At 61.9% G+C, this 26,149-nt stretch carries 20 protein-coding genes and 1 pseudogene; 14 read left to right on the top strand and 7 right to left on the bottom strand.

Translation table 11 applies throughout. The annotated features are described in order from the left end of the window. The first annotated feature begins 119 nt into the window (after positions 1 to 119). Positions 120 to 413, top strand: coding sequence for a hypothetical protein (locus ACVHNU_RS28280; protein ID WP_003221294.1), 294 nt, complete (start codon positions 120 to 122; stop codon positions 411 to 413). A 150-nt stretch (positions 414 to 563) separates the two neighbouring features. Beyond that, complete coding sequence (locus tag ACVHNU_RS28275) at positions 564 to 1,913, top strand: MATE family efflux transporter (RefSeq protein ID WP_103520864.1); 1,350 nt, start codon at positions 564 to 566, stop codon at positions 1,911 to 1,913. Here the strand turns inward: ACVHNU_RS28275 and ACVHNU_RS28270 are convergent. From ACVHNU_RS28270 to ACVHNU_RS28240, 7 genes are all read right to left on the bottom strand, one after another. Continuing rightward, positions 1,907 to 2,782, bottom strand: a complete 876-nt coding sequence (locus ACVHNU_RS28270; RefSeq protein WP_473018719.1) for an alpha/beta hydrolase — start codon at positions 2,780 to 2,782, stop codon at positions 1,907 to 1,909. The genes ACVHNU_RS28275 and ACVHNU_RS28270 overlap by 7 nt on opposite strands. Positions 2,783 to 2,794: 12 nt before the next feature. Beyond that, positions 2,795 to 3,589, bottom strand: a complete 795-nt coding sequence (locus ACVHNU_RS28265) for a DUF4123 domain-containing protein (protein ID WP_473018718.1) — start codon at positions 3,587 to 3,589, stop codon at positions 2,795 to 2,797. Further along, positions 3,586 to 4,923: a type VI secretion system Vgr family protein gene (locus tag ACVHNU_RS28260; protein WP_473018717.1), complete on the bottom strand. Its 1,338-nt coding sequence runs from the start codon at positions 4,921 to 4,923 to the stop codon at positions 3,586 to 3,588. Before ACVHNU_RS28260 ends, ACVHNU_RS28265 begins: the two co-directional genes overlap by 4 nt. Before the next feature lie 230 nt (positions 4,924 to 5,153). Beyond that, positions 5,154 to 7,067, bottom strand: coding sequence for an arginine decarboxylase (speA, locus tag ACVHNU_RS28255; RefSeq protein ID WP_003221289.1), 1,914 nt, complete (start codon positions 7,065 to 7,067; stop codon positions 5,154 to 5,156). 217 nt (positions 7,068 to 7,284) lie between these two features. Beyond that, positions 7,285 to 7,656 carry a translation initiation factor Sui1 gene (locus tag ACVHNU_RS28250; RefSeq protein WP_003221288.1) on the bottom strand — a complete coding sequence of 124 codons (372 nt, stop codon included), beginning with the start codon at positions 7,654 to 7,656 and terminating at the stop codon, positions 7,285 to 7,287. Positions 7,657 to 7,844: 188 nt separating this feature from the next. Further along, positions 7,845 to 8,402: an NUDIX hydrolase gene (locus ACVHNU_RS28245; RefSeq protein ID WP_003221287.1), complete on the bottom strand. Its 558-nt coding sequence runs from the start codon at positions 8,400 to 8,402 to the stop codon at positions 7,845 to 7,847. A gap of 3 nt (positions 8,403 to 8,405) precedes the next feature. After that, entirely contained in the window at positions 8,406 to 9,473 is a 1,068-nt protein-coding gene (locus tag ACVHNU_RS28240; RefSeq protein WP_003221286.1) for a DUF2333 family protein, read from the bottom strand. 435 nt (positions 9,474 to 9,908) lie between these two features. Here ACVHNU_RS28240 and gcbA point away from each other — a divergent pair, with 435 nt between their 5' ends. The 12 genes and pseudogenes from gcbA (at position 9,909) to ACVHNU_RS28180 (ending at position 26,148) form a co-directional block, all read left to right on the top strand. Then, positions 9,909 to 11,579 (top strand): diguanylate cyclase GcbA, encoded by a 1,671-nt coding sequence (gcbA, locus tag ACVHNU_RS28235; protein ID WP_473018716.1) that lies wholly within the window; start codon positions 9,909 to 9,911, stop codon positions 11,577 to 11,579. 1,491 nt (positions 11,580 to 13,070) lie between these two features. Beyond that, positions 13,071 to 13,577: pseudogene (locus ACVHNU_RS28230) on the top strand (methyl-accepting chemotaxis protein); the annotation flags it as partial. Between the two features lie 241 nt (positions 13,578 to 13,818). Then, entirely contained in the window at positions 13,819 to 14,271 is a 453-nt protein-coding gene (gene aroQ, locus ACVHNU_RS28225; RefSeq protein WP_003221283.1) for a type II 3-dehydroquinate dehydratase, read from the top strand. Positions 14,272 to 14,319: 48 nt separating this feature from the next. Next, positions 14,320 to 14,784: an acetyl-CoA carboxylase biotin carboxyl carrier protein gene (gene accB / locus ACVHNU_RS28220; protein ID WP_024164417.1), complete on the top strand. Its 465-nt coding sequence runs from the start codon at positions 14,320 to 14,322 to the stop codon at positions 14,782 to 14,784. Positions 14,785 to 14,801: 17 nt separating this feature from the next. Next, positions 14,802 to 16,160, top strand: a complete 1,359-nt coding sequence (gene accC / locus ACVHNU_RS28215) for an acetyl-CoA carboxylase biotin carboxylase subunit (RefSeq protein WP_045122275.1) — start codon at positions 14,802 to 14,804, stop codon at positions 16,158 to 16,160. A 256-nt stretch (positions 16,161 to 16,416) separates the two neighbouring features. Further along, entirely contained in the window at positions 16,417 to 17,295 is an 879-nt protein-coding gene (prmA, locus tag ACVHNU_RS28210; RefSeq protein WP_041068147.1) for a 50S ribosomal protein L11 methyltransferase, read from the top strand. Between the two features lie 30 nt (positions 17,296 to 17,325). Continuing rightward, positions 17,326 to 18,618 (top strand): DUF3426 domain-containing protein, encoded by a 1,293-nt coding sequence (locus ACVHNU_RS28205; RefSeq protein ID WP_473018715.1) that lies wholly within the window; start codon positions 17,326 to 17,328, stop codon positions 18,616 to 18,618. Positions 18,619 to 18,803: 185 nt separating this feature from the next. Then, on the top strand, positions 18,804 to 19,814 hold the full coding sequence (gene dusB / locus ACVHNU_RS28200) for a tRNA dihydrouridine synthase DusB (RefSeq protein ID WP_003221277.1): 1,011 nt from the start codon (positions 18,804 to 18,806) through the stop codon (positions 19,812 to 19,814). Further along, a complete protein-coding gene (fis, locus tag ACVHNU_RS28195; protein ID WP_003221275.1) occupies positions 19,811 to 20,131 on the top strand; it encodes a DNA-binding transcriptional regulator Fis in 321 nt (106 codons plus the stop codon). The genes dusB and fis overlap by 4 nt, the downstream gene beginning before the upstream one ends. 82 nt (positions 20,132 to 20,213) lie before the next feature. Next, positions 20,214 to 21,821: a bifunctional phosphoribosylaminoimidazolecarboxamide formyltransferase/IMP cyclohydrolase gene (gene purH, locus ACVHNU_RS28190; protein ID WP_473018714.1), complete on the top strand. Its 1,608-nt coding sequence runs from the start codon at positions 20,214 to 20,216 to the stop codon at positions 21,819 to 21,821. A gap of 157 nt (positions 21,822 to 21,978) precedes the next feature. Further along, a complete protein-coding gene (gene purD / locus ACVHNU_RS28185) occupies positions 21,979 to 23,274 on the top strand; it encodes a phosphoribosylamine--glycine ligase (protein WP_473018713.1) in 1,296 nt (431 codons plus the stop codon). Positions 23,275 to 23,373: 99 nt separating this feature from the next. Then, positions 23,374 to 26,148 (top strand): hybrid sensor histidine kinase/response regulator, encoded by a 2,775-nt coding sequence (locus tag ACVHNU_RS28180; RefSeq protein WP_045122274.1) that lies wholly within the window; start codon positions 23,374 to 23,376, stop codon positions 26,146 to 26,148. The last annotated feature ends 1 nt before the right edge of the window (position 26,149 follow it).

Genomic DNA, 26,149 nt, shown 5'->3' with positions numbered 1-26,149 from the left:
ACGAAGGCAAGGGGCACGCGTCGCTCCCACACAGGATTGAGGCAAACCCTCTATAGTTGCAGGGAACTCGGCCACCTGCGTTGTGGCCCAAGGCTCAGCTCTTTCATCAGGATGCACACATGCAGGTAGAAAGCTTTTTCGAATGGCTTGGCCAGGCGCTCGGTTCGGTCATCCGCTTTATCGTTGATGGCCTCAGTGGCCTGTTCAATGTGCTGAGCCATGCCGGCGGCAACTTTGTCGACGGTCTGGCCAAGACCTTGGGCATGGACACCTCGATCATCAGCATCCTCGCGCTGATCGTTGGCTTGATGCTGTTGTGGTCGGCGATTCGCGCGTTCATGAATGCGTCGATCATTGCCGGGATCATTTGGCTGCTGTTGGGGTTGTGGTTATTGAGCTGGATCATCCACTGACACCACTCTTTCCCTGTGGGAGCGGGCTTGCTCGCGAAAGCGTCAGATCAGTAAAAGCTGTTTTGACTGACACACCGCCTTCGCGAGCAAGCCCGCTCCCACAATAGGTCGCATGAATCGCTACAATCCCCGCTCCCCCAAGGAGCCCGCATGTCCAACCTGATCGCCGACTGGCGCGACCGCCCGACTCACCGCAAGGTCTGGGCGCTCGCTGCGCCGATGATTCTTTCGAATATTTCCGTACCGCTGGTGGCGCTGGTCGACAGCACCGTCATCGGCCACCTGCCCCACGCTCATCAGTTGGGCGCGGTGGCAGTCGGTGCCAGCCTCTACACTTTTCTTGCCTGGGCCATGGGTTTTCTGCGCATGGGCACCACCGGGTTTGCCGCTCAGGCGGCCGGGCGCAGCGATGGCGCGGCGTTACGGCAGATTCTGTTGCAGGGTTTGCTGCTGGCGCTGGGACTGGCGATCGTGCTCGGCGCTCTCGGCGTGCCGTTGAGCGGCGTGGCCCTGCATTTCATGCAGCCATCGGCAGAACTCGATCAACTGACCCGCGAGTTCTTCCACACCCGGCTATTCGGCTTGCCGGCAGCGCTGGCCAGTTACGCCCTGGTCGGCTGGTTTCTCGGCACCCAGAATGCACGGGCGCCACTGGCGATTCTGCTGACCACCAACCTGATCAACATCGCTCTCAACCTGTGGTTCGTGATAGGTCTGGAATGGGGGGTGGTCGGCTCGGCCCGGGCCTCGGTGATCGCCGAGTGGAGCGGCGCCCTGCTCGGCCTCTGGCTGACCCGGGGCGCATTGCGCGCCTATCCCGGGCACATCGCCTGGGCAGCGCTGAAGGTGTGGCAGAGCTGGCGCCCGCTGCTGGCGGTCAACCGCGACATTTTCATCCGCAGCCTGGCGCTGCAATCGGTGTTTTTCCTGATCACCGTGCAAGGCGCGCGATTGGGCGACGCCACAGTGGCGGCGAATGCCTTGCTGCTCAATGGCCTGCTGTTGACCGCGCATGCGCTGGACGGTCTGGCCCATGCGGTCGAAGCCTTGTGCGGCCACGCCATCGGCGCCCGCGACCGGCTCGCCCTGCGCCGCTCGCTGGTGGTGGCCGGCGGCTGGTCGCTGCTGGCCAGCCTCGGTTTCGCCGCGCTGTTTCTGTTGGGCGGGCACTTGTTCATCGAGATGCAGACCGACATCCAGAGCGTGCGCGACACCGCGTTCATCTACCTGCCGTATCTGGCGGTGTTGCCGCTGATTGCGGTCTGGAGCTACTTGCTCGACGGTCTGTTCATCGGCGCCACCCGTGCCCGGGAAATGCGCAACGGCATGCTGCTGACCATCGCCCTGCTGCTGCCATTCGCCTGGGCACTGCAAGGGCTGGGCAATCATGGGCTGTGGATAACGTTCCTGCTGTTCATGGTCTTGCGCAGCCTGACCCTCGGCGCCTTCGCCCTGTGGCTGCGGCGTAACGACGGCTGGTTCAGCGGCGCCACTCACTGAGTCGGCGTGTGTTTGACGAACGCCACGACCTGATCGAGTACTGGCGCCAGCCGCCGCAGCGGCCGCGACAGGGTCGCCACCAGCGTCACATGATTGGGGCGCGAGTAATACAGGTCCTGCACCGGCACGCCGGCCTCACGCAGTTTTTTCGCGAGGCCGGCGGTGTTGCGCGTCGGGTTGACCAGATTGTCCTTGGTCGCAGCAATCAGCAACGCCGGAGGCTCGCCCGCCCTGACGTGGTTGATCGGCTGCGATTGCGGCGGTGAGTCCGGCCAGAAAAACACCGGGCGCACGTCGGTATTGTTGATCGGCAAAAAGTCATACGGCCCGGCCAGGCCGATCCAGCCGCTGAGGTCTTTCGACGACATGCCCACCGCCCCCAGCAGGCCGGGGTCCAGCGCCAGCATCGCGGCGTTGTAGGCGCCGGAGCTGTGGCCCATCAGATACAGGCGTTGCGGGTTGCCGGAGAACTCGCGGATATGCGCGCGAGTCCAGGCCACCGCCCGCGCCGAGTCTTCAAGAAACAGCGGATAGCGCACTTGCGGGTACAGCCGGTAATCCGCCAGCACCGCGACAATTCCCCGCGACGCCAGCGCCTCGCCGACAAACGCGTAATCGCCACGATCACCGCTGTTCCAGCTGCCGCCGTAGAAGAACACCACCACCGGCGCGTCCTCCAGCGGCTGGCGCGGCACGTAGACGTCGAGTTTCTGTCGCGGATCATCGCCATAGGCAATCCCGGCGGTTTTGTGGAACGTGTCGTCGGGGGTCAGCGCATTGAGCACCTTGACCGGGGAACATCCCGTCAGCACCAGCAGCAGAAACCCGCCGAGGACTGCGCCGAACCGCTGCCACAGAGGATTTGTCATGGATGTCGCACCTCAAGATTGATCGTTCTGCCACTGTCGCCGCACATGGTCGAGCCGTTCCTGCTGGGTCAGCCCGTCCGGCATGTCTGGCAATCCCGCTCGGGGATGCTGCAAGCGTAGCCACAACCAGCCATCCAGCACGGTTCGGTCACTGAAACCCAGCGTCAGCCCCTCCTGCACATGGGAGGCCATCCGCGTGTAGTCGGTTCCGAGTGATTGGCACCAGCGCCAGATGTGGTGTTCCAACAGGCAACTTTGCAAACGTTCGCGCTGACGATGGGTAAGGCTTTCGTCGATCCCCAGCGGCTCGACCGCCCACTGCGGATTGCGCAGTTGCTGCCAGCCCTGACTGCCGATGGCGAGGTCGGCCCAGGTGCCACCGAACCAGCGCATCAGCCGGATCGGGCCGAGCCAGCGGCTCAAGTCGGCGGCATCACAGGCATCGAAGAAATAACTCGCTGTCTGCCGGTTGTAGTAACCGAGCAAGGCACGGTGGTTGAGCCCGAACGAAACGCTGAGCATCCGGCGCAGGTGGTTCAGAAGTGTCTGCTGCGAAGCATCGCTGGCCAGCAGCAGACCGCGCCAGGTCTGCGGATCGCGGTGGCACAGCGCAGCCAGTGCCGGGCTCTCGTGCAACTCGACCAGCAGCGGCCCGTACTCGCTCACCGCTTGAAACTCGGTGCCCTCGAGCAGCCGCGTGCAACGTACTCCGGCGAACCCCTGACGCAGTGTCGCCAACGCCTGCTGCGCGTCGGTGCCGTCGAGCAACAGCCACTGTGCCTGCTGGGCAAACCCGACGCCGCTCAAGTGGCGCCGCCCTGATCCAGCGACGCGACCAGTCGGCAACTGCAGATCGACGCCGTGCAGTGGTTGTAACTGCCACCACCGGGCAACAGGCACAACAGCAACAGCGGTTCGGCAGACTGGAGCCATTGCGCCAGACCCGCACTCGCCAGCACGTCCGGCAGCGCCAGTGACTCGTCGACGTCTTCGATCACCGCCGGTTCCTGCAGCACACCACTGATCACCGGTTGATCCGGATCGCCCTCATGAAAACTCACCACCACTTCGACCCCTTCACGCAACGATGCCAGCGACGTGTCGCTCAACGCCGCCGCCAGCGGCAGCCAACAGTGGCTGGCGGCAGCGCCTTCGCCCTGGTAAAGCCAGTCAAACTGCACGGCCACCGGTCGCAGGTCGTCAGGTTGTGGTTCATCGACCGTCACCACCCAGGCACGTTGCAGGCTGTGCATCCGCGGCCGGGTACAAGTGCTCGCCAGCGGGGGGAGTGGCGCCTGGGCGGCGGCAACTATCCGATTGCTGTATGACGGCTCGCTGGCGGGGTCAGCACGATGCTCGATCCGGCTCAGCAACCAGCGGCGGTTGCACTCGGTAAACGGATGTTCGGTCAGCGCCAGCCACTGCGCACTGCGCAAGGTCGGCAGATCGCTGTGGCCGTAAGCTTTGCCGATCTGGGCGGGATGCGCGCCCGCATCCGGCGCATTCATCTCTATCTGCCAGCGTCTTACCGTCGCCGTACTCGCGCCCGTGTCCACAGACGCCACGCCCGCCACGGGCAGGCGCGCAGGATCATCGGCGAAAACCACACAGTGCCCGTCGGGCCGGTGCTCGAAGTAGTAATGAATCCCGGCCTGCGCGCACAGGCGTTGCACAAACTGCAGATCCGATTCGCAGTACTGGGTACAAAAAGTGCGCACCGGGTAATCGCAGTGCAAATCAAAGCGTCGTTGCCCACCGATGATCCCGTGCTCCTTGAGCACCTGAGCGAGGATCTGCGGCACGCACTGGCTGCTGAAAATCCGCTGGCTGAACCGTAGCGCCAGGCAACTCAGCTTCGGCCCCAGCGTCACCCGACACAAGCGGCAACCCTCAGCGTGCTCGTGCTGGACAAGACTCTGCAATTGTCCGCTCAAGCCATTGTGCAAGGGGCCGAACTGCAGGAACGCCGAGCGGAAAAGCAGACCGGCAAGGTCCAGTTGCGGATCATCGATCAACAGATCGATCGCAAAAACGAAGGGTTCGCTGATGCCCTCACTCCCGGTAAAGGCCAGCACCTCGAAGGGGTCGGGCAGCCCCGCTACATCGAGACGAAACGACGGCTCGTTGACTGATTCGAACATGGGCGGATCTCTACAGGAGGGACGGCCGGGGATTCTCGCCGAGAGCCATGGCCGAGTAGAGAGCTGAAGTACAACTTAGGAAATGACCTACGCGAAAAGCAGACCGGATGACTTCACGGGCGATGTCATGCAGTCTTTTCGCGGGGAATTTGGGAGATGTCCCACCGGGTCATCCGAATTTTCCGCAGCTTGCGGAAAAATTTCAGACAACCCGGTGCAACAGACCTGACTCAGGAAGACAGGTAGGAGGAGCGGGTCAGACCCAGACGCAAGGCATCGAGGAACTGCGTGCGCTCGCTGGCACTGATACGGGCACTGGCGCACTTGTCGCGGTAGTGGGTCATCAGTTCTTCCGGCGACAAGTGCACATAACGCAGCATGTCTTCGATGGTGTCGTGGGTCTCGATGCCGGCGTGGTACACGCTGCCATCGGCGTTCTGGTAGATGTTCACCGAGTCGGTGTCACCGAACAGGTTGTGCATGTCGCCGAGGATTTCCTGATAGGCGCCGACCAGGAACACGCCCAGCAGGTAGTCTTCACCTTCGTTCAGACCGTGCACTGGCAGGCTGGTCTCGATGCTCTGCTCGTCGACGTACTGGTTGATCTTGCCGTCGGAATCGCAGGTCAGGTCTTGCAGCACGGCGCGACGCAGCGGCTCTTCGTCCAGACGATGCAACGGGATGATCGGCAGCACCTGATCAATAGCCCAGGTGTCCGGCAGGCTCTGGAACACCGAGAAGTTGCAGATGTACTTGTCGGCCAGCTTGTCGTTGAGTTCGTCGAGCACCTGACGATGCGAACGCTGACGTGCTTTCAACGAGTTGTGCAGGCGCCGGCACACAGCGAAGTAGCACTGCTCGGCCAGGGCTTTTTCCGCCAGGGTCAGTTTGCCGTCGGCGTACTGCGAAGCCACGTCGCTCATGTAGTGCGTGGCGCGCCAGTAAGTCTCGGTGACCATCTCGATGTCGGTCGGACCGAGCAGGTCCACCAGCCACTGCACGGTTTCCGGCAGGTTTTCCTTGTTTTCGATCAGCGGGATTTCGTCGTTGTGTTTCTCGACGTCGGTCACCTGCACCACCAGCATCGCGTGGTGCGCAGTCAGCGAGCGGCCGCTTTCGGAGAAGATGTGCGGATGCGGCAGGCTCTGCGCGTCGCAGAATTCCTTGAGCATGCCGACCACGACACCGGCGTAGTCGTCCATGTCGTAGTTGATCGAACTGGCGTTGCGCGAGTGAGTACCGTCGTAGTCGACACCCAGACCGCCGCCGACGTCGATGTGATCGACCGGCAGGCCAAGGTTGCGCAGCTCGCCGTAGTAACGGATCGCTTCCTTGAAACCGTGCTGGTAGTCAGCCAGGTTGGCGATCTGCGAACCCATGTGGAAGTGCAGCAGGCGAATGCCCTGATCGAGGCCGGCAGCGCGGAAGCGTTCGACCACCGACAGCAGTTGCGCCGCCGACAGACCGAATTTGGATTTCTCGCCACCGGTGTCGGCCCACTTCGAGGACGCCAGCGACGACAGGCGCACGCGCAGGCCGACCTGTGGCTTGACCTTCAGCGAGGCGGCTTCTTCGATCACCAGGCCGACTTCGGATTCTTTCTCGATCACGATGAACACGTTGTGGCCGAGCTTCTGGCCCATCAGCGCCAGACGGATGAACTCGCGGTCCTTGTAACCGTTGCAGACGATGGTGCCGCCCTTCGGCGCCAGCGCCAGTACCGCCAGCAGCTCAGGCTTGGAGCCGGCTTCCAGACCGATGGAAACGTTCTGGGTGGCGATGATGTTCTCGATCACCGCTTCTTGCTGGTTGACCTTGATCGGGTAGAGCGCGGTGTACTTGCTCTGGTATTCCAGGCGCTCGATGTTCGAGTCGAAAGCACCGGTCAGCTGACGGACACGGTCTTGCAGGATGTCGGGGAAACGTACCAGCAACGGCAGGGACAAGCCGCTCTTGCGCAGTTGGTCGACTTGTTCGAACAGGTCGATAGGCGAACTGCTCGGGCCGTTCGGACGAACTTCGACGCGACCGGCGTCATTGATCGCGAAATACCCGGCCCCCCAATGGCGAATCCCGTAAACACTGCGGCTGTCCGCAACTGTCCATTGGCTGCCATCGTCTTTACGTGTGCGTCGTACGGACATCGAAGTCCCCTATAAAGAAGTCATAGTGCGTCGCCTGATCGCAGGCCGGCGCAGTCTAAAGAATGAAAATGACGATTCGTCAGCGCGGCGGTAGACCGCGCTGACCGCGTGTAGTTTAGAAACCGGTATGAACAGGCTCTGTGAAAACCATGGAGACGACGCCGGCGCTGAGCATTTCAGAGCCGGATCAAGCCGCAGGTGGTTTTCACAGAGGCTGCTAGCCGCCGGACTTCTTCGCCTTGAAACCGAGCTTGATCAGTTCTGCCAAGAGTAGCTCGACATGATCGCCCTGGATTTCGATGATCCCGTCCTTCAACGCCCCACCGGTGCCGCAACGTTTCTTCAACGTTGTCGCCAGCTCCTTGAGGGCGTCTTCGGCCAATGGCACGCCGGTAATGGTGGTCACCGTCTTGCCGCCACGGCCCTTGCTCTCGCGACGCACGCGGGCAATGCCGTCCCCGGCCGGGATCACGGTTTGTTTGCAGATACAGGCGTCCACCGGCTTACTGCATTCCGGGCAATGACGACCTGCGTCGGTGGAAAATACCAGGCCACCAAGGGCGGCGAAGGATGCGGCTTTTTTGGCCACCGGCAATCCTCTTGGGAGGACAAAGACTGATCGCAACCTTGGGCAAGGTTATCGACCGCGAAGCCCCACTCAGGCAGGGGCAGCGCTACTGCACCGTGCGCTTCAACAAAAGCAGGTCGGTGCAGCTTGAAAAGGTCGCGCAGTGTAACGGCAAAAAGCGCAATTGCTAAGAGCCAATCGGCGCCAATTTATGAGTTCTTTGCGACGTCGCTTTGCTGAGCCTTCAGATAGCGCTTCAACGCGGCCAGAGAGTCCGGACAGTAAGGCTTTTGCTCGATTTCGCGCATCACCTGTTCGACCGGAATGAAGCGTGCTTCCAGCACTTCTTCAGGCTGCAGTTTCAGCGGGCCGTCCCACACCGCGGAAAATGCCGAACACCACAGACGGTTGCCGGTGTCTTCGAAGAAGAAATGATCGTGGGCGGTCAATTCCACCCCGCTCACACCCAACTCCTCTTCCAGCTCCCGGGCTGCAGATTCGGCGTAGGTTTCATCGGCCTGCACCATGCCGCCTGCCGCAACATCCCAGTAACCGGGATAGATCGCCTTGCTCAAGGTGCGCCGATGCACGCAAAGCTCACCGGCACTATTGAACAGCATGATGTAGGTGCCGCGACCGATCAGCCCGCGTTCACGCAAATCGGCCCGCACCAAGGCGCCGAGCAGGTTGTCCTGCTCGTCGACCCAGGCGATCTGTTCGGCATCGGAGGCGGCGCGGTGGGCCGCCTCTTTGGCGCTCTCGACCATGACTCAGCCCTGATTGAGCAGTTGACGCAAATCGATCACTGCTGCGTTGGCCCGGGAAATGTAGTTGGCCATCACCAGCGAGTGGTTGGCCAGAATCCCGAAACCGCTGCCATTGAGGATCATCGGACTCCAGACCGTCTGCTGCGAGGCCTCCAGTTCACGAATGATCTGGCGCACGCTGACCGTGGCGTTCTTCTTGGCCAGCACATCGGCGAAGTCCACCTCGATGGCGCGCAACAGGTGCGACAGGGCCCAGGCCTGACCGCGAGCTTCGTAGAACACGTTGTCGATCTGCATCCAGGGAGTTTCCACAACTTCCTCATCGACCTGTGGCACCTGCCCCGGCGCCACGACTTCAGTCTTCAGCGCAGTGTTGAGCTTGACCCGACCGACACTGGCCGACAGTCGTTGCGACAACGAACCGAGACGTGTACCGACATCGCCCAGCCAGTTGTTCAGGTTGTCGGCGCGAGCATAGAACAGCGCGTTTTTCTGCGAAGGATCGGACAGACGTGCCTGATAGCGGCTCAGGGAATTGATGCCTTCCTGATATTCCGACTCGCTCGACGGCAGGATCCAGCTCTTGTTGTCGAAGTTGAAACGCGGCTCGGCCTTGGCCAGATCGGCGTCTTCGGCCGACTGCGATTGCGAGCGCGCAAAGTCCTTGCGCAGGGCACGGGTCAAGTCACGTACCTGCACCAGCACGCCGTATTCCCAGCTCGGCATGTTGTCCATCCACAGGCCCGGCGGGAAACGGTCATTGGCGATGTAACCGCCCGGCTTGTTCAGCAAAGTACCGGCAACGGTTTTGAGGGTTTCGACCGTGGTGTAGCCGACGACCATCTGCTTGCCTTCTTTTTCGGCCGCAATCTGAGCGTTCTGCGCCACCGGGAACAACGCCGGCTCCTCGCTCCAGTAAATGCCCAGGGCGATGGTCACCAACAGGTAAATGCCGACCAGTGTGGCCAGCGCACGGCTGAACAACAGGCCGCCGAAATAGCTGCGGGTGGCCGACTTGGGCTCAGCGGCACGTTCAGGCGCGCTGCCCGCGCGGTTCTTCCAGTCCAGCATGGCGATATCCTTTCAATCACTTGGGTTCAACGGTTCGACCACAACCATACAACAACGTGCCAAGGCCGGCACCCGCCCGTAAAGATAAGCAGCAAATACGCGGCGTGGACGAAGCATCCGCCAGAGTCTAGGGGAATACCTGATACCGCACCGGCAAAAATCCTTCGCCGAACGGTTTTTCAAGCACGCAAAAACCATTCAAGAGCTTTATGTCAGCCGCAGCGGAAAGTCATGTGAATGATCCCGCCGGCCACCGCATACCCCCGGCCTTCGGGGACTTGCCCGACGAGCAGGTCCGTTTTGAAACCCGCCAGTCAGAAACTGAATTGTGTCGCACCGCAGATTATTGACGCACGACACTGATGTAAGGGAAAAGAGGTGCTAGCATAGAGCCACCAGTCGATCTCAGCATGCACCCTAACTAGTAGTCAGGATATGACCGAGCCAGAAGACCCCAGCCGTGAGCGCCTCAAGCACCACTTTGCCCAGCGGGTAATTCATCAGGCACGTCAGATTCTTGAGATATGGCAGCGCCTGCAACGCAGTGAGTGGTCCACTGCCGATCTCGCCGAACTGAGCGAGGCCAATTTGCGCCTGCTGCGTTTTGCCGAGCGTTTCGAGCAGCCTGAGCACACGCAACTCGCGCGTCATATCGGTCAGTCGCTGGAAGCGGTGGACGCCAATCGCGGCCGCCTGAGCAGTGGCCTGATCACCGATCTCAATCGCTTGATGCAGCGCCTGTCGCGCACCGGTCTGCGCCATGGCGATCAACTCGACCAGACCTTCCTGCCGCCGTTGCGCAAACCGATCTACGTGATGTTGCAGGATTACGACCGCGCCGAGCGGCTGGCCAAGCAGCTGGAATTTTTCGGCCTCACCGCGCAGGCGCTGGACAGTGTGGCGGCGTTTCGCTCCTCGATGGTCGAGCGCTTGCCGGCTGCGATTGTCATGGACGTTGACTTCAGCGGGCCCGGCGTCGGCCTGCAACTGGCCGCCGAAGCCCAGGTCGGTCTGGAAGAGCCGCTGCCGCTGCTGTTTTTCAGCCTGAACGAAACCGACACCCCGACCCGCCTCGCCGCCGTGCGCGCCGGCGGCCAGGAATTCCTCACCGGCACCCTCGAAGCGTCGAGCCTGCTGGAGAAGATCGAAGTCCTGACCTGCGTCGCCCAGTACGAACCCTATAAAGTGCTGATCATCGACGACTCCCGCGCCCAAGCCTTGCACACCGAGCGCCTGCTCAACAGCGCCGGGATCGTCACTCGCACGCTGATCGAACCGATCCAGGCGATGGCCGAACTGGCGGATTTCCAGCCGGACCTGATCATCCTCGACATGTACATGCCGGCCTGCACCGGCACCGAACTGGCCAAGGTCATTCGCCATAACGACCGCTACGTCAGCGTGCCGATCATCTACTTGTCCGCCGAGGACGATCTGGATAAACAGCTCGACGCGATGAGCGAGGGCGGCGACGACTTCCTGACCAAACCGATCAAGCCGCGGCACCTGATCACCACCGTGCGCAACCGTGCTGCCCGTGCGCGCAACCTCAAGGCGCGGATGGTCCGGGACAGCCTCACCGGCCTGTACAACCACACGCACATCCTGCAATTGCTCGAAGACTGCTCGTTCCGCGCGCGCCGCGAGAACAAGCCACTGAGCTTTGCCATGCTCGACATTGACCACTTCAAACGGGTCAACGACAGCCACGGCCACCCGATGGGCGACCGGGTGATCAAGAGCCTGGCGCTGTTCCTCAAGCAACGGCTGCGCAAGACCGACTTTATCGGTCGTTACGGCGGCGAAGAGTTCGCCATCGTCATGCCCGACACCGACATAGAAGCGGCGCACAAAGTGCTCGACGAGATCCGCCAGCGCTTCGCCGAAATCCACTACCCGGCGCAGCCGCAGGATTTGTGGTGCACCTTCAGCGCCGGCGTGGTGGAAATGCAAGAGGACTCCGACAGCCTGATGATGGCCAGCCAGGCCGACGAGGCGCTGTACCGCGCCAAAGGTGCCGGACGCAATCGGGTACAGACCGCGTACGGATCAAAGCAAAGTGCCACTTTTTCATCGGAATCCACCGATTCGGTCATAACCCTGTAACAGAACCGCAATAAATTCAGGCGCTTACCATTTCTGCCGTTGGTAGCCGTCATGCGCCTGAAGTTGCTCACCAATCTCAACACTCTGCTGCTGGTCGCCGTCTGCGTGGCCCTCGGCGCGACGCTGTGGTGGTCGCAAAAAGCCCTGGAGCGTCCCTATCTGTTGATGGAGCGCTACCTCGGTCTGTCGCAGCAATTTCAGAATGATGTGGCGCGCAATGTCGAGGACTACCTCGCCAGCGGCGACGCCCTGCGCCTGAGCAGCGCCAGCCAGGCGATCGACGGCCTGCAGAAGGAACTCGGCGAACTGCCACCGGCACTGGCCGAGACCCTGCGCCCAAGCCTGTCGAGCCTCGAAGATTTCAGCAAAACCGACCTGCTCGCAGCCGGCAAACTGGCCGGTGATCCGCAAGCACTGCTGTTGCAGGCCGAACGCGAACTGAGCGCCAGCCTCGATCAGCTCAGCACCTACGCCAATGGCAACGCGACGTACCTGACACCCCTGCTCACCGCCTCGCAGCATCTGGGCAAGCTGTCGCTGGCCCGCGACAAACTGGTCAGCAGCGGCCGCAGTGAACTGGCCGCCGACGTCGAGCGCGAGGTCAGCAACATCCGCGCTCAGGCGCAGGTGATCGATGCCCTGCCCCTGCTCGGCGTGGTCGCCAAGAACGAATCCGGCAGCGATGACTTTGCCGCCATGATGGGCATCGAAAGCAACGAAAAAGCCGCCGCCGAAGACGCTGGTGTCAGCCTCAAGCGTGAACTCAACAGCCTGCTCGGACGCTATCCGGCGGAGCTGGAACGCACCCGCGAGCAGATCCAGAAACGCACCGACCTGAGCACCGCCACCCACCTGAAGATCGCCGCCGTGCAGCAGGCCATCGCCGGCCTCGAACCGGTGGTGCGCGCGCAGCACGGGCAGATCCAGGGCGAAGTGCGCCTGATGCAGGGCGTGATGATCGGTCTGATTCTGCTGATCGCGCTGCTGATCGACACCCTGCAGCGGCGCCTCGCCCGCACCCTGACCAACCTCGCCCCGGCGCTGTCGACCTGGGCCGAGGGCGACTTCAGCAACGACATTCATTTGGGCAAGACCAACCGCGAGCTGCACGACATCGAAGCGTCGCTCAATCGCTTGCGCGCCTATCTGGTGGATCTGGTCGGCACGATTCGCGGCAATGCCGAACAAGTCGCCGGCAGCAGCCGTACCCTCGCCGAACTGAGCAACGAGTTGCACAGCGGCGCCGAACATCAGGCCGGCGATACCGCGTTGATCCGCGACTCCCTCGGCGAACTGGAGGCGACCATCCAGCAAGTGGCCGGTGATGCGCGCCAGGCCGCGGACGCCAGCCGCCATGCAGGGCTGGCGGTCGAACATGGACAGACCGTGATCGGCCAGAGCCTCACCGGGCTGCACGCACTGGTCGGCGAGGTGCAAGGCAACGCGCAGATGATCGAGCACCTGGCCGAAGAGTCGGCGACCATTGGTGGCGTGCTGACGGTGATCCGTTCGATTGCCGACCAGACCAACCTGCTGGCCCTGAACGCAGCGATCGAAGCGGCGCGGGCCGGGGAAATGGGTCGTGGTTTTGCGGTGGTCGCCGAGGAAGTGCGCTCACTGGCACAACGCACGGCGGGCGCGACGGCGGAAATCCAGACGCTGATCGCCGGCCTGCAAACTGCCGCCCGACAATCGGTCGAAGGCATGCGCGCGCAGGTCGAACACGCCGAAGCCACGGCCAATCAGGCGCAGGCGGCGGACGGCGCGCTGGATAAAATCGTCGGTGCGATCCAGACCATTTCCGATACGGCGATCCGCATCGCCGACATCACCGCCCAGCAAAGCGGCGCGGTCAGCGAGATCCGTGACCACAGCGAGCGGATTCATCAATTGGGCGGGGATAACTTGCTGCGCATCGGCGAAGGCCGCGAACAGGGCGAGAACCTGCTGGTATTGGGCGGACAACTGCATACCGCCGTGCAAGCCTTCCGCGTCTGAAAAATCGCCTTCGCGAGCAAGCCCGCTCCCACATTGGAATGCGTACCCCTGTGGGAGCGGGCTTGCTCGCGAAGGCGGTATTGCTGTCACCACAAATGACCGGATCAAATTACTCAGTCACAAATTTCGCGCAAACATCGGTCATCGTGCTGGCTATTGCAGAGAACTGGACAGTCACAAAGTCTTTGCGGCATAGTCGCCGGGTTCTGACGACTGCTCATTCATAACAAGGAACACGCAGATGGCAACGCTACTGGTGCTGCACGGCCCCAACCTGAACCTGCTCGGCACCCGCGAACCCGGCACCTACGGTTCAACGACCCTGGCGCAGATCAATCAGGATCTGGAGCGCCGCGCCCGTGAAGCCGGCCATCATCTGCTGCACCTGCAAAGCAACGCCGAGTACGAATTGATCGACCGCATCCATGCCGCTCGCGGCGAAGGTGTCGATTTCATTCTGATCAATCCAGCAGCTTTTACGCACACAAGCGTCGCATTACGTGACGCGCTGCTGGGAGTGAGCATCCCATTCATCGAAGTGCATTTGTCCAACGTGCACAAGCGCGAACCTTTCCGCCATCACTCTTACTTCTCCGATGTAGCGGTGGGAGTGATCTGCGGCCTTGGCGCCAGCGGTTACCGACTGGCCCTGGAGGCCGCACTAGAGCAGCTTGAAACACAGGCAACAGCTTGAACCACAAGCGTTAAACGCCCCTGACCGACCCTTGGGAGTTGATGATTCATGGATATCCGTAAAGTTAAGAAACTGATCGAATTGCTGGAAGAGTCCGGCATCGACGAGCTCGAGATCAAGGAAGGCGAAGAGTCCGTACGTATCAGCCGTCACAGCAAGACCCCGGCTCAGCAGTACTACGCTCCGGCGCCGATGCAGGCTCCGGCCGCCGCACCTGCCGCCGCTGCCGCTCCAGTGGCTGCTGCCGCTCCGGCTGCCGCTGCTGCTCCAGCACTGAACGGCACCGTGGCCCGCTCGCCAATGGTAGGCACCTTCTACCGTAAATCTTCGCCAACCTCGCCAGCCTTCGTTGAAGTCGGCCAGACCGTGAAGAAAGGCGACACCCTGTGCATCGTCGAAGCCATGAAGATGATGAACCACATCGAAGCTGAAACCAGCGGTGTGATCGAATCCATCCTCGTCGAAGACGGCCAGCCGGTTGAGTACGACCAACCGCTGTTCACCATCGTTTGAACTGCGGAGAGCCTTTGATGACTGCGAAGTTGGAAAAAGTTCTGATCGCTAACCGCGGTGAGATCGCCCTGCGGATTCTGCGTGCCTGCAAAGAGATGGGCATCAAGACCGTCGCCGTTTACTCCAAGGCCGACAAAGAGCTGATGCACCTGGGTCTGGCAGACGAATCCGTCTGCATCGGCCCGGCTTCTGCCGCTCAGTCCTACCTGCACATCCCGGCCATCATCGCTGCCGCTGAAGTGACTGGCGCTACCGCCATTCACCCAGGCTACGGTTTCCTCGCGGAAAACGCCGATTTCGCCGAGCAGGTCGAGAACTCCGGCTTCGCCTTCATCGGCCCGAAAGCCGACACCATTCGCCTGATGGGCGACAAGGTATCGGCCAAGCACGCGATGATCGAAGCCGGCGTGCCAACCGTTCCAGGTTCCGACGGCCCACTGCCGGAAGACGAAGAAACGGCACTGCGCATCGGTCGTGAAGTCGGCTACCCGGTGATCATCAAAGCCGCTGGCGGCGGTGGTGGTCGCGGCATGCGCGTGGTGCACAAGGAAGAAGACCTGATCGCCTCGGCGAAACTGACCCGCTCCGAAGCTGGCGCGGCGTTCGGCAACCCGATGGTCTATCTGGAAAAATTCCTGACCAACCCGCGTCACGTCGAAGTTCAGGTGCTGTCCGACGGCCAGGGTCACGCCATCCATCTGGGCGACCGCGATTGCTCGCTGCAACGCCGTCACCAGAAGGTTCTCGAAGAAGCGCCGGCACCGGGCATCGACGAGCAGGCGCGCCAGGAAGTTCTGGCTCGCTGCGTCAAGGCGTGCATCGACATCGGTTACCGCGGCGCCGGCACGTTCGAGTTCCTGTACGAGAACGGTCGTTTCTACTTCATCGAAATGAACACCCGTGTTCAGGTGGAGCACCCGGTTTCGGAAATGGTCACCGGTATCGACATCGTCAAGGAGATGCTCAGCATCGCCGCTGGCAACAAACTGTCGTTCACTCAGGATGACGTGGTTATCCGCGGTCACTCGCTGGAGTGCCGGATCAACGCTGAAGACCCGAAAACCTTCATGCCGAGCCCGGGCACGGTCAAGCATTTCCACGCCCCAGGCGGCAACGGCGTTCGCGTCGATTCGCACCTGTACAGCGGTTATGCAGTTCCGCCGAACTACGACTCGCTGATCGGCAAGCTGATCACTTACGGCGCCACCCGCGACGAAGCCATGGCCCGCATGCGCAATGCCCTGGACGAAATCGTGGTAGACGGGATCAAGACCAACATCCCGCTGCACCGTGATCTGACCCGCGACGAAGGCTTCTGCAAAGGGGGCGTGAACATTCACTACCTCGAGCACAAGCTGGCTGGCGAGAAGCACTAAGCTTCAGCCCGCACCTGACAAAGCCGCCTTCGGGCGGCTTTGTTGTTTCTGCAGATTACATAAACCCCTGTAGGAGCGGGCTTGCTCGCGAATGCGGTGTATCAGATACATTTATTTGTCTGGCACAGCGCCTTCGCGAGCAAGCCCGCTCCCACAGGGTGCAATGCAGCTCCCACAAACCCTGCGCGCTCGCGTAAACTTGCGCGCTTCTCGCTGGCCGCTAGGCTGCAATCATATTTTTTCAAAGGTGCCCGCCATGCCTTGGCTGCAAGTACGTCTCGCCATCAGCCCGGAACAAGCCGAAACCTACGAAGACGCTTTCCTTGAAGTCGGCGCCGTTTCGGTGACCTTCATGGACGCCGAAGATCAGCCGATCTTCGAGCCGGAACTCAACACCACCCCACTGTGGGCGCACACGCACCTGCTGGCCCTGTTCGAGGGCGGCACCGAGCCTGCGCCGGTACTCGCGCATCTGGAACTGCTGACCGGCAGCCCGCTGCCCGAGCATCACAGCGAAGTCATCGAAGACCAGGACTGGGAACGCAGCTGGATGGACGGTTTCCAGCCAATGCGTTTCGGCCAGCGCCTGTGGATCGTGCCTAGCTGGCACGCCGCCCCCGAGCCCGATGCAGTCAATTTGCTGCTGGATCCGGGCCTGGCGTTCGGCACCGGCACCCATCCGACCACCGCCCTGTGCCTGGAATGGCTCGACGGTCAGGACCTGAAAGACTGCAACGTGCTGGACTTCGGCTGCGGCTCGGGGATTCTGGCGATTGCCGCCCTGCTGCTCGGCGCGAAAGAAGCGGTCGGCACCGACATCGACGTGCAGGCGCTGGAAGCCTCGCGCGACAACGCCGGGCGCAACAACATCGCCGATGAGCTGTTCCCGCTGTACCTGCCGGAAGATCTGCCGCAGGTCAAAGCCGACGTGCTGGTCGCCAATATTCTGGCCGGCCCGCTGGTTTCCCTGGCGCCGCAGCTGTCCGGCCTGGTGAAAAGCGGCGGTCGTCTGGCGCTGTCGGGCATCCTCGCCGAACAAGGTGAAGAAGTCGCCGCCGCCTATGCGCAGGACTTTGATCTGGACCCAATCGCCAATCGCGATGGCTGGGTGCGTATCACCGGCCGCCGGCGCTAGAATGACCGACTGCATAATCCGGATCGCCGCATGACTGACAGCTTCGTCACCCAGTGCCCGCATTGCCAAACCAGCTTCCGCGTCAGCCATGCTCAATTGAGCGTGGCCCGCGGGGTGGTTCGCTGTGGCGCCTGCCTGCAAGTGTTCAATGCCGCCAAACAGCTGCTGGAACAACACGCCGGCAAGGACGCGGTCACCCCGGTGGCGCCGGCCATGGTCGAGCCATTACCGTCTCAGCCGGTGGTCAGCGAGCCGCCGCCGGTGGTCGAAGCGCCCGTCAACGACGAACCACCCGCGCCGCGCGCCATCAGCCAGAAGCAATGGAGCGCCAGCGAGCTGGACCTGGACAGCCTCGATCTGGACGAAGAACTCGCCCGGCTCGAACAACGGGAAATCCAGCCGACCACCGAATTCGGTCGTCAGCGCGAAGAGTCCCTGAGCGCCCGCCGCGACAGCCACGAAAGCGATGAAACGGAGTGGCGCGACAGCCTGTTCAGCGCACGCGACGATGAGCGTCTGCCCGAGCCCGAAGCTGCAGTCGAGCCTGAGATCATCGAAGCCGAACCACTGAAAACCACGCGCACCGAGCCTTCGTTGTCGCTGGAGCCGGTGGATCTGGACGACGAACCGCCGATCCCGCAACTGCGCCTGCACGACCCGATCGATCCGAATGCCCGCCGCGAACGCCTGTCCGCCGCCATAGAGCCGGACGATGACGACTTGCCATCGGTCGCACCGCTGCGCAAAAAGCGTGAGCGTGCCGAACCCGGCGTACGCGCTGAAGTGCTGCAGGACCTGACCGACGACCCGCTGCAACTGGACTGGCAGAAACGCCGCTCACCCTGGGGCCGACGCCTGCTCTGGAGCTTGCTGGTGCTGTTGGCCGCCGCCGGTCTGGCCGGCCAGTACATCGCCTATCATTTCGATGAACTGGCGCGGCAGGATCAGTACCGCCCATGGTTCCAGCAATTCTGTCCACAGATCGGCTGCTCGGTGCCGTCCAAGGTCGACATCGGCAAAATCAAAAGCAGCAATCTGGTGGTGCGCAGCCATCCGGAATTCAGCGGGGCGCTGGTGGTGGATGCGATCATCTACAACCGCGCGACGTTCTCCCAGCCGTTTCCGCTGCTGGAACTGCGCTTCGCCGACCTCAACGGTCATCTGATCGCCAGTCGTCGCTTCAAACCCGGCGAATACCTCAACGGCGACCTGGAGGGCATGGCGGAAATGCCGCCGCAAACGCCGATCCACATCGCGCTGGATATTCTCGATCCAGGCCCCAAAGCGGTGAATTACAGCCTGAGTTTCCACTCGCCCGAGTGAATCGCATCATCGCTTCAGGTTTGACGGCAGTTTTCTGACTTCGTCCGCGGCAACCAAACCGCTGGCAATAACAGAATAACTGTTCAGATTTTGTTCAATTCAGCCTTTATCCAGTCATCGAGAGCGGGTATCATGCCAACCCTTTTTCGAACTCTCATGATCCGGCCCCACTTCAGGGAAGTCCTATGTCGGCGGTACGCATCGGCCCATATACATTGCAGAACGGTTTGATTCTCGCCCCGATGGCGGGCGTCACCGACCAGCCCTTTCGTCAGCTGTGCAAGCGTCTGGGCGCAGGGCTTGTAGTCTCGGAAATGGTCACCAGCGACATGAGCCTGTGGAACACCCGCAAGTCGCGCATGCGCATGATCCACGAAGGCGATCCCGAGCCACGCTCGGTGCAGATTGCCGGTGGCGATGCGCAGATGCTGGCGGATGCGGCACGGGCCAACGTCGAACTGGGCGCGCAGATTATTGATATCAACATGGGTTGCCCGGCAAAGAAGGTCTGCAACAAGGCCGCCGGCTCCGCGCTATTGAAAGACGAAGCACTGGTTACCGAGATCCTGCAGGCCGTGGTCGCTGCAGTGGATGTGCCGGTGACCCTGAAGATCCGCACCGGATGGGATCGCGACAACAAGAACGGCCTGACCGTGGCGAAGATCGCCGAGCAGGCCGGGATCACCGCGCTGGCAGTGCATGGCCGCACTCGCGCCGATCTGTACACCGGCGAAGCCGAGTACGACACGATTGCCGCGATCAAGCAGGCGGTGTCGATGCCGGTGTTTGCCAATGGCGATATCGATTCGCCGGAAAAGGCCCGTTACGTGCTTGACGCGACCGGTGCCGATGGCCTGCTGATTGGCCGGGCTGCCCAGGGGCGGCCATGGATTTTTCGCGAGATCGAACACTTCCTGCGTACCGGCGAGAAATTGCCGGCGCCGGAGCTGAGCGAAGTGGAACGCATCCTGCTGGAGCATCTGGCCGCACTTCACGCCTTCTATGGGGATGTGATGGGTGTCCGTATTGCCCGCAAGCATGTGGGCTGGTATCTCGCAACCTTGCCGGGCGCCAGGGAGTTTCGCGCCCACTTCAATCGTTTGGATGGTACGGAAACACAATGCGCCAACGTTCGGGAGTTTTTCGCCGAGCGTTACAAGAGCCTGACAGGGGACGAAGAAGGGGTGGCCGCATGACGATGATGACCGAGACTTTAGTGAGTGGAACAGCACCCGTGAGCGACAACGTGAATTTGAAACAGCACCTCAATACCCCGAGCGAAGAAGGTCAGACCCTTCGCGGGAGTGTCGAGAAGGCGCTGCACAATTATTTCGCCCACCTTGAGGGCGCGTCCGTCACGGATGTGTACAACCTGGTGCTCTCCGAAGTCGAGGCTCCCCTGCTCGAAAGCGTGATGAACTACGTCAAGGGCAACCAGACCAAGGCCAGTGAGCTGCTGGGACTCAACCGCGGCACACTGCGCAAGAAACTCAAGCAGTACGATCTGCTGTAAGCATTCAATCAAACCAGAAAGGCGCCCGCGTAAAACCGGTCGCCTTTTTTGCTGACTTCCTTTGCTTTTGATGGAAATTGAGATGACCGACCAGACTACCCGCCTGCCGATCCGCCGCGCCTTGATCAGCGTTTCCGACAAGACCGGGATCCTCGAATTCGCCAAGGAGCTTGAAGCCCTCGGCGTCGAGATCCTCTCCACCGGCGGAACGTTCAAGCTGCTGCGCGACAACGGTGTTGCCGCAGTGGAAGTCGCGGATTACACCGGTTTCGCGGAAATGATGGACGGTCGGGTGAAAACCCTGCACCCGAAAATCCACGGCGGGATCCTCGGTCGTCGCGGTATCGACGACGCGATCATGAACGAGCACGGCATCAAGCCGATCGACCTGGTTGCGGTCAACCTGTACCCGTTCGAAGCCACCATCAACAAGCCAGGCTGCGACCTGCCGACCGCTATCGAGAACATCGACATCGGCGGCCCGACCATGGTCCGTTCGGCAGCGAAAAACCATAAAGACGTGGCGATCGTGGTGAATGCCAGCGATTACGCCAACGTTCTGCAAAACCTCAAGGCCGGTGGCCTGACCTACGCTCAGCGTTTCGACCTGATGCTCAAGGCCTTCGAACACACCGCCGCCTACGACGGCATGATCGCCAACTACATGGGCACCGTGAATCAGGCTGCCGACGTGCTGAGCACCGAAGACCGCAGCGACTTCCCGCGCACCTTCAACAGCCAGTTCATCAAGGCTCAGGAAATGCGCTACGGCGAGAACCCGCACCAGAGCGCGGCGTTCTACGTGGAAGCCAAGCCTGCTGAAGTCGGCATCGCCACCGCGACCCAACTGCAAGGCAAAGAGCTGTCGTACAACAACGTGGCTGACACCGACGCCGCGCTGGAATGCGTGAAGAGCTTCGTCAAGCCGGCCTGCGTGATCGTCAAGCACGCCAACCCGTGCGGCGTGGCCGTGAGCCCGGACGCCGAGGGCGGCATCCGTCAGGCCTACGAACTGGCCTACGCCACCGACACCGAGTCGGCCTTCGGCGGCATCATCGCCTTCAACCGTGAACTGGATGCCGAGACCGCCAAGGCGATCGTCGAGCGTCAGTTCGTGGAAGTGATCATTGCTCCAAGCGTCAGCGCAGAAGCTCGCGCTGTTGTGGCGGCCAAAGCCAACGTGCGCCTGCTGGCCTGCGGCGAGTGGTCGGCGGATCGCGTTCCGGCCTGGGACTACAAGCGCGTCAACGGTGGCCTGCTGGTGCAGAGCCGCGACATCGGCATGATCGGCGCCGACGACCTGAAAGTGGTGACCCAGCGTGCACCGACCGAACAGGAAATCCACGACCTGATCTTTGCCTGGAAAGTGGCCAAGTTCGTCAAATCCAACGCCATCGTCTACGCCAAGAACCGTCAGACCATCGGTGTCGGCGCTGGCCAGATGAGCCGCGTAAACTCCGCGCGTATTGCTGCGATCAAGGCTGAACATGCCGGTCTGCAAGTGGCGGGTTCGGTGATGGCCTCGGATGCGTTCTTCCCGTTCCGCGACGGTCTGGACAACGCAGCCAAGGTCGGCATCACTGCGGTGATCCAGCCAGGCGGCTCGATGCGTGATGCTGAAGTGATTGCCGCTGCTGATGAAGCGGGCATCGCGATGGTGTTCACCGGCATGCGCCACTTCCGTCACTGATAAACACGATCCAAATGTGGGAGCGGGCTTGCTCGCGAATGCAATCTGTCAGCGACAACTGTTTCGACTGACACACCGCTTTCGCGAGCAAGCCCGCTCCTACAGAAAAGCATCTCTGCGGTGCATCACAGAATTAGCGTCATCCGAGGTTTTTGAAATGAATGTTTTGATCATTGGCAGCGGTGGCCGTGAACACGCCCTGGCCTGGAAAGTGGCTCAGGATCCGCGCGTGCAGAAGGTTTTCGTCGCGCCGGGCAACGCCGGGACCGCGATTGAAGCCAAGTGCGAGAACGTCGCCATCGACGTGCTGGCCCTTGAGCAACTGGCCGACTTTGCCGAGAAAAACGTTTCCCTGACCATCGTCGGCCCGGAAGTGCCGCTGGTGGCCGGCGTGGTCGATCTGTTCCGCTCCCGTGGCCTGGACTGCTTCGGTCCGACCGCCGGTGCTGCGCAACTGGAAGGCTCGAAAGCCTTCACCAAGGATTTCCTCGCGCGCCACAAGATCCCGACCGCCGACTACCAGAACTTCACCGAGATCGAGCCGGCCCTGGCTTATCTGCGTGAAAAAGGCGCACCGATCGTGATCAAGGCCGATGGCCTGGCCGCCGGTAAAGGCGTGATCGTTGCCATGACCCTGGCCGAAGCCGAAGACGCCGTGCGTGACATGCTCGCCGGCAACGCGTTCGGTGATGCCGGTTCGCGCGTGGTGATCGAAGAATTCCTCGACGGCGAAGAAGCCTCGTTCATCGTCATGGTCGACGGCAAGAACGTGCTGCCGATGGCGACCAGCCAGGACCACAAACGTGTTGGCGACGGCGACAGCGGCCCGAACACTGGCGGCATGGGTGCCTACTCCCCTGCCCCGGTGGTCACCGCCGACGTGCACCAGCGCGTGATGGACCAGGTGATCTGGCCGACCGTGCGTGGCATGGCCGAAGAAGGCAACGTCTACACCGGTTTCCTGTACGCCGGTCTGATGATCGACAAGGCCGGTAACCCGAAAGTCATCGAATTCAACTGCCGCTTCGGTGACCCGGAGACCCAACCGGTGATGCTGCGTCTGCAGTCGAGCCTGGTGCTGCTGGTCGAAGCCGCTCTGGCGCAAGCGCTGGACAAGGTTGAAGCACAGTGGGATCCACGCCCGAGCGTCGGCATCGTGCTGGCCGCCGGCGGCTACCCGGGCGACTACGCCAAGGGTGCAGCGATCAGCGGTCTGGACGCAGCCGCAGGCCTGGAAGGCAAAGTCTTCCACGCCGGGACTGCGCTCAAAGATGGCAACGTGGTGACGGCCGGTGGTCGCGTACTCTGCGCCACCGCCATGGGCGCCAGCGTCAGCGCAGCGCAGCAGCAAGCCTACAAGCTGGCCGCCGCCATCGACTGGGAAGGCTGCTTCTACCGCAAGGACATTGGCTACCGCGCCATTGCCCGTGAACGTGGCGAAACCCAGGAATAAGCTGTCCTTCAAGTCCGGCGCGGGATGCAGTCCCTCGCCGGGCTGTTCCGCCGCCGCGCATCGTTATATTCTGGCATCAACCTACGAAGGGATTTCGCCGTGCGCTGGCTCAGGATTGCCATAAGCTTCACCGTCACGCTGCTGACCTTGCTCTGCATGCTTCCGGCCCAGGCCGCGCAAGGCAGTGGCTGGTCGGTATTGCTTGACGATCAGGGCAATCTGCAACTGAGCGACATCCGCTCGGCTCGCTACACCAATCAATTCAGCCCTATCGAACTTGATCGCCTCACGGCGGCCGAGCCCGATGGCGCACTGTGGCTGCGCTTCAAACTGGCGCCGGGCAAGCACGAGCAAGTGCTGCGAATCTTCGCCCCCGACCTGTCCAACCTCAGCCTTTACGTGCTCGACGGCGACAAGCTGATCGAGCAACGCACCTCCGGCACCCATCAGCCACAGGTCGAACGGCCACTGCCGAGCAGCGATTTCCTGCTGCCGCTGCCGCAAAGCGACAAGTCCCTCGACGTCTATCTGCGGATGGTTTCCGACCATCAGCTACGCCCGCACATCGCCCTGCAATCGGCGGTGCTCAGTGCCGCCAACCAGAACCAGACGCTGATCTTCGGTCTGCTGTTCGGCTGCCTCGGCATGTTGCTGCTGCACAACCTCGTGCGCTACGCCTATTCGCGTTCGCGCAGCAGCCTGTGGCTGGCGGTCTGCGAAGGCCTGCTGGGCCTGAGTCTGTTGCTGTTGCTCAACCTCGCCGGCCCGTGGCTGCCGAACTGGCATGCGATCCAGACCCCGGGCGCGTATCTGGCCCTGCTGCTGACCGCCCCGGCCGGGCTGATGTTCGCCCTGCGCTTCTTCGCCCCGCTCGGCCCGCACCCGCTGAACAAACTGTTGCTGGGCGACATTCTGTTCATCGTGATCTGCAGCCTGCTGCTGTTGTTCGTCAACACCCTGCCGCTGAACATCATCACTTACGCGCTGGTGGCCCTGGCCGGTCTGAGCATGTTGCTGGTCGGCTTCTATCACTGGCAGAAGGGCTACCGTCCGGCGCGGCTGTTCGTTGCCGGGATGGTGGTGTTCAACATCGGCACGCTGATCATTCTGCCGGCGTTGCTGGGGCTGACCCTGGTGTCGCCGCAAGGCCTGATCATGACCCTGATGGCGTTTATCTGCATCAGTGGCCTGCTGATGAGCATCGCCTTGGGTGAACGTCAGCGCAGCATCACCGAAAGCCGTTTCAGCATCAGCCGCGACCTCGCCGCGAGCAACGCCGAGATCAACGCCAAGGCCGAATTCCTCGCCAAGATCAGCCACGAAATCCGCACCCCGATGAATGGCGTACTGGGCATGACCGAGCTGCTGCTGGGCACGCCGCTGTCGGTCAAGCAACGCGACTACGTGCAAACCATCCACAGCGCCGGCAACGAACTGCTGACGTTGATCAACGAGATTCTCGACATCTCCAAACTCGAGTCCGGGCAGATCGAACTGGACGATGTGCAGTTCGACCTCAACGCGCTGATCGACGATTGCCTGAGCATCTACCGCGCCAAGGCCGAACAGCAGAACGTCGAGCTGATCAGTTTCATCCAGCCGCAGGTGCCGCGGGTGATCAGCGGCGATCCGACCCGCTTGCGCCAGACCCTGCTGAGCCTGCTGGAAAACGCCCTGAAGAAAACCGACGAAGGCGAAGTGCTGATCGTCGTTGCCCTTGACGAGCGCAGTGTCAAACCGCGCCTGCGCATCGCCGTGCAGGACAGCGGCCAGCCGATGGAGCCGGAAGAGCGCGAGGCGCTGCTGCACGCCGAACTGCACAGCAAGCATTTCCTCTCCGCCAACCGTCTGGGCGGCAACCTCGGGCTGGTGATCGCGCGACAGCTGATTCGCCTGATGCACGGGGAGTTCGGCATCAAGAGCGGCGCCAATCAGGGCAGCACGCTGTGGCTGACTCTGCCGCTGGACCCGGATCGCCTCGAACACCCGACCTCCGACCTCGACGGTCCGCTGCAAGGTGCGCGGGTACTGGTGGTGGACGACAACGACACCTGCCGCAAGGTGCTGGTGCAGCAATGCAGTGCCTGGGGCCTGAACGTCAGCGCCGTGCCGTCGGGCAAGGAAGCGCTGGCGCTGCTGCGCACCAAGGCGCACCTGCGTGACTACTTCGATGTGGTGCTGCTGGATCAGAACATGCCCGGCATGACCGGCATGCAACTGGCGGCCAAGATCAAGGAAGACCCGAGCCTCAATCACGACATTCTGTTGATCATGCTCACCGGCATCAGCAATGCGCCGAGCAAGATCATCGCGCGCAACTCGGGGATCAAGCGCATCCTCGCCAAACCGGTGGCCGGCTACACGCTCAAGACCACGCTGGCCGACGAATTGAATCAGCGCAACAAGGGTCAGGTGGTGTTCCAGCCACAAGTGGTTACCCCCGCCACAGCGGCCAAGGTGCCGAGCGATTTCCGCATTCTGGTCGCCGAAGACAACACCATTTCCACCAAGGTGATTCGCGGCATGCTCGGCAAGCTCAACCTGCAGCCGGACACCGCCAGCAACGGTGAAGAAGCCCTGCAAGCGATGAAGGCCCAGCGTTACGACCTGGTGTTGATGGACTGCGAAATGCCGATCCTCGATGGCTTCTCGGCAACCCAGCAACTGCGTGCGTGGGAAGTCAGCAATCAGCGCATCCGCACGCCAATCGTTGCGCTGACCGCGCACATCCTCGCCGAACACAAGGAACGCGCGCGTCAGGCCGGGATGGACGGGCACATGGCCAAACCGGTGGAGCTGTCGCAACTGCGCGAGCTGATCGAACATTGGGTCGCCCAGCGCGATCAGCAGAACCGCACGGCCTCGACCTTCTGAG

This window comes from Pseudomonas sp. Ors-4-3C (genome assembly GCF_055755035.1).
The sequence above is the reverse complement of the archived record's forward strand: the minus strand, read 5'-3'. Positions and strand labels throughout refer to the sequence as shown.

Excerpts from the sequence above, each read along its gene's own strand:
- ACVHNU_RS28280 (WP_003221294.1), top strand. The coding sequence starts at position 120 with ATGCAGGTAGAAAGCTTTTTCGAATGGCTTGGCCAGGCGCTCGGTTCG.
- ACVHNU_RS28275 (WP_103520864.1), top strand. The coding sequence starts at position 564 with ATGTCCAACCTGATCGCCGACTGGCGCGACCGCCCGACTCACCGCAAG.
- ACVHNU_RS28270 (WP_473018719.1), bottom strand. The coding sequence starts at position 2,782 with ATGACAAATCCTCTGTGGCAGCGGTTCGGCGCAGTCCTCGGCGGGTTT.
- ACVHNU_RS28260 (WP_473018717.1), bottom strand. The coding sequence starts at position 4,923 with ATGTTCGAATCAGTCAACGAGCCGTCGTTTCGTCTCGATGTAGCGGGG.
- speA (WP_003221289.1), bottom strand. The coding sequence starts at position 7,067 with ATGTCCGTACGACGCACACGTAAAGACGATGGCAGCCAATGGACAGTT.
- ACVHNU_RS28245 (WP_003221287.1), bottom strand. The coding sequence starts at position 8,402 with ATGGTCGAGAGCGCCAAAGAGGCGGCCCACCGCGCCGCCTCCGATGCC.
- ACVHNU_RS28240 (WP_003221286.1), bottom strand. The coding sequence starts at position 9,473 with ATGCTGGACTGGAAGAACCGCGCGGGCAGCGCGCCTGAACGTGCCGCT.
- gcbA (WP_473018716.1), top strand. The coding sequence starts at position 9,909 with ATGACCGAGCCAGAAGACCCCAGCCGTGAGCGCCTCAAGCACCACTTT.
- aroQ (WP_003221283.1), top strand. The coding sequence starts at position 13,819 with ATGGCAACGCTACTGGTGCTGCACGGCCCCAACCTGAACCTGCTCGGC.
- accB (WP_024164417.1), top strand. The coding sequence starts at position 14,320 with ATGGATATCCGTAAAGTTAAGAAACTGATCGAATTGCTGGAAGAGTCC.
- accC (WP_045122275.1), top strand. The coding sequence starts at position 14,802 with ATGACTGCGAAGTTGGAAAAAGTTCTGATCGCTAACCGCGGTGAGATC.
- prmA (WP_041068147.1), top strand. The coding sequence starts at position 16,417 with ATGCCTTGGCTGCAAGTACGTCTCGCCATCAGCCCGGAACAAGCCGAA.
- ACVHNU_RS28205 (WP_473018715.1), top strand. The coding sequence starts at position 17,326 with ATGACTGACAGCTTCGTCACCCAGTGCCCGCATTGCCAAACCAGCTTC.
- dusB (WP_003221277.1), top strand. The coding sequence starts at position 18,804 with ATGTCGGCGGTACGCATCGGCCCATATACATTGCAGAACGGTTTGATT.
- fis (WP_003221275.1), top strand. The coding sequence starts at position 19,811 with ATGACGATGATGACCGAGACTTTAGTGAGTGGAACAGCACCCGTGAGC.
- purH (WP_473018714.1), top strand. The coding sequence starts at position 20,214 with ATGACCGACCAGACTACCCGCCTGCCGATCCGCCGCGCCTTGATCAGC.
- purD (WP_473018713.1), top strand. The coding sequence starts at position 21,979 with ATGAATGTTTTGATCATTGGCAGCGGTGGCCGTGAACACGCCCTGGCC.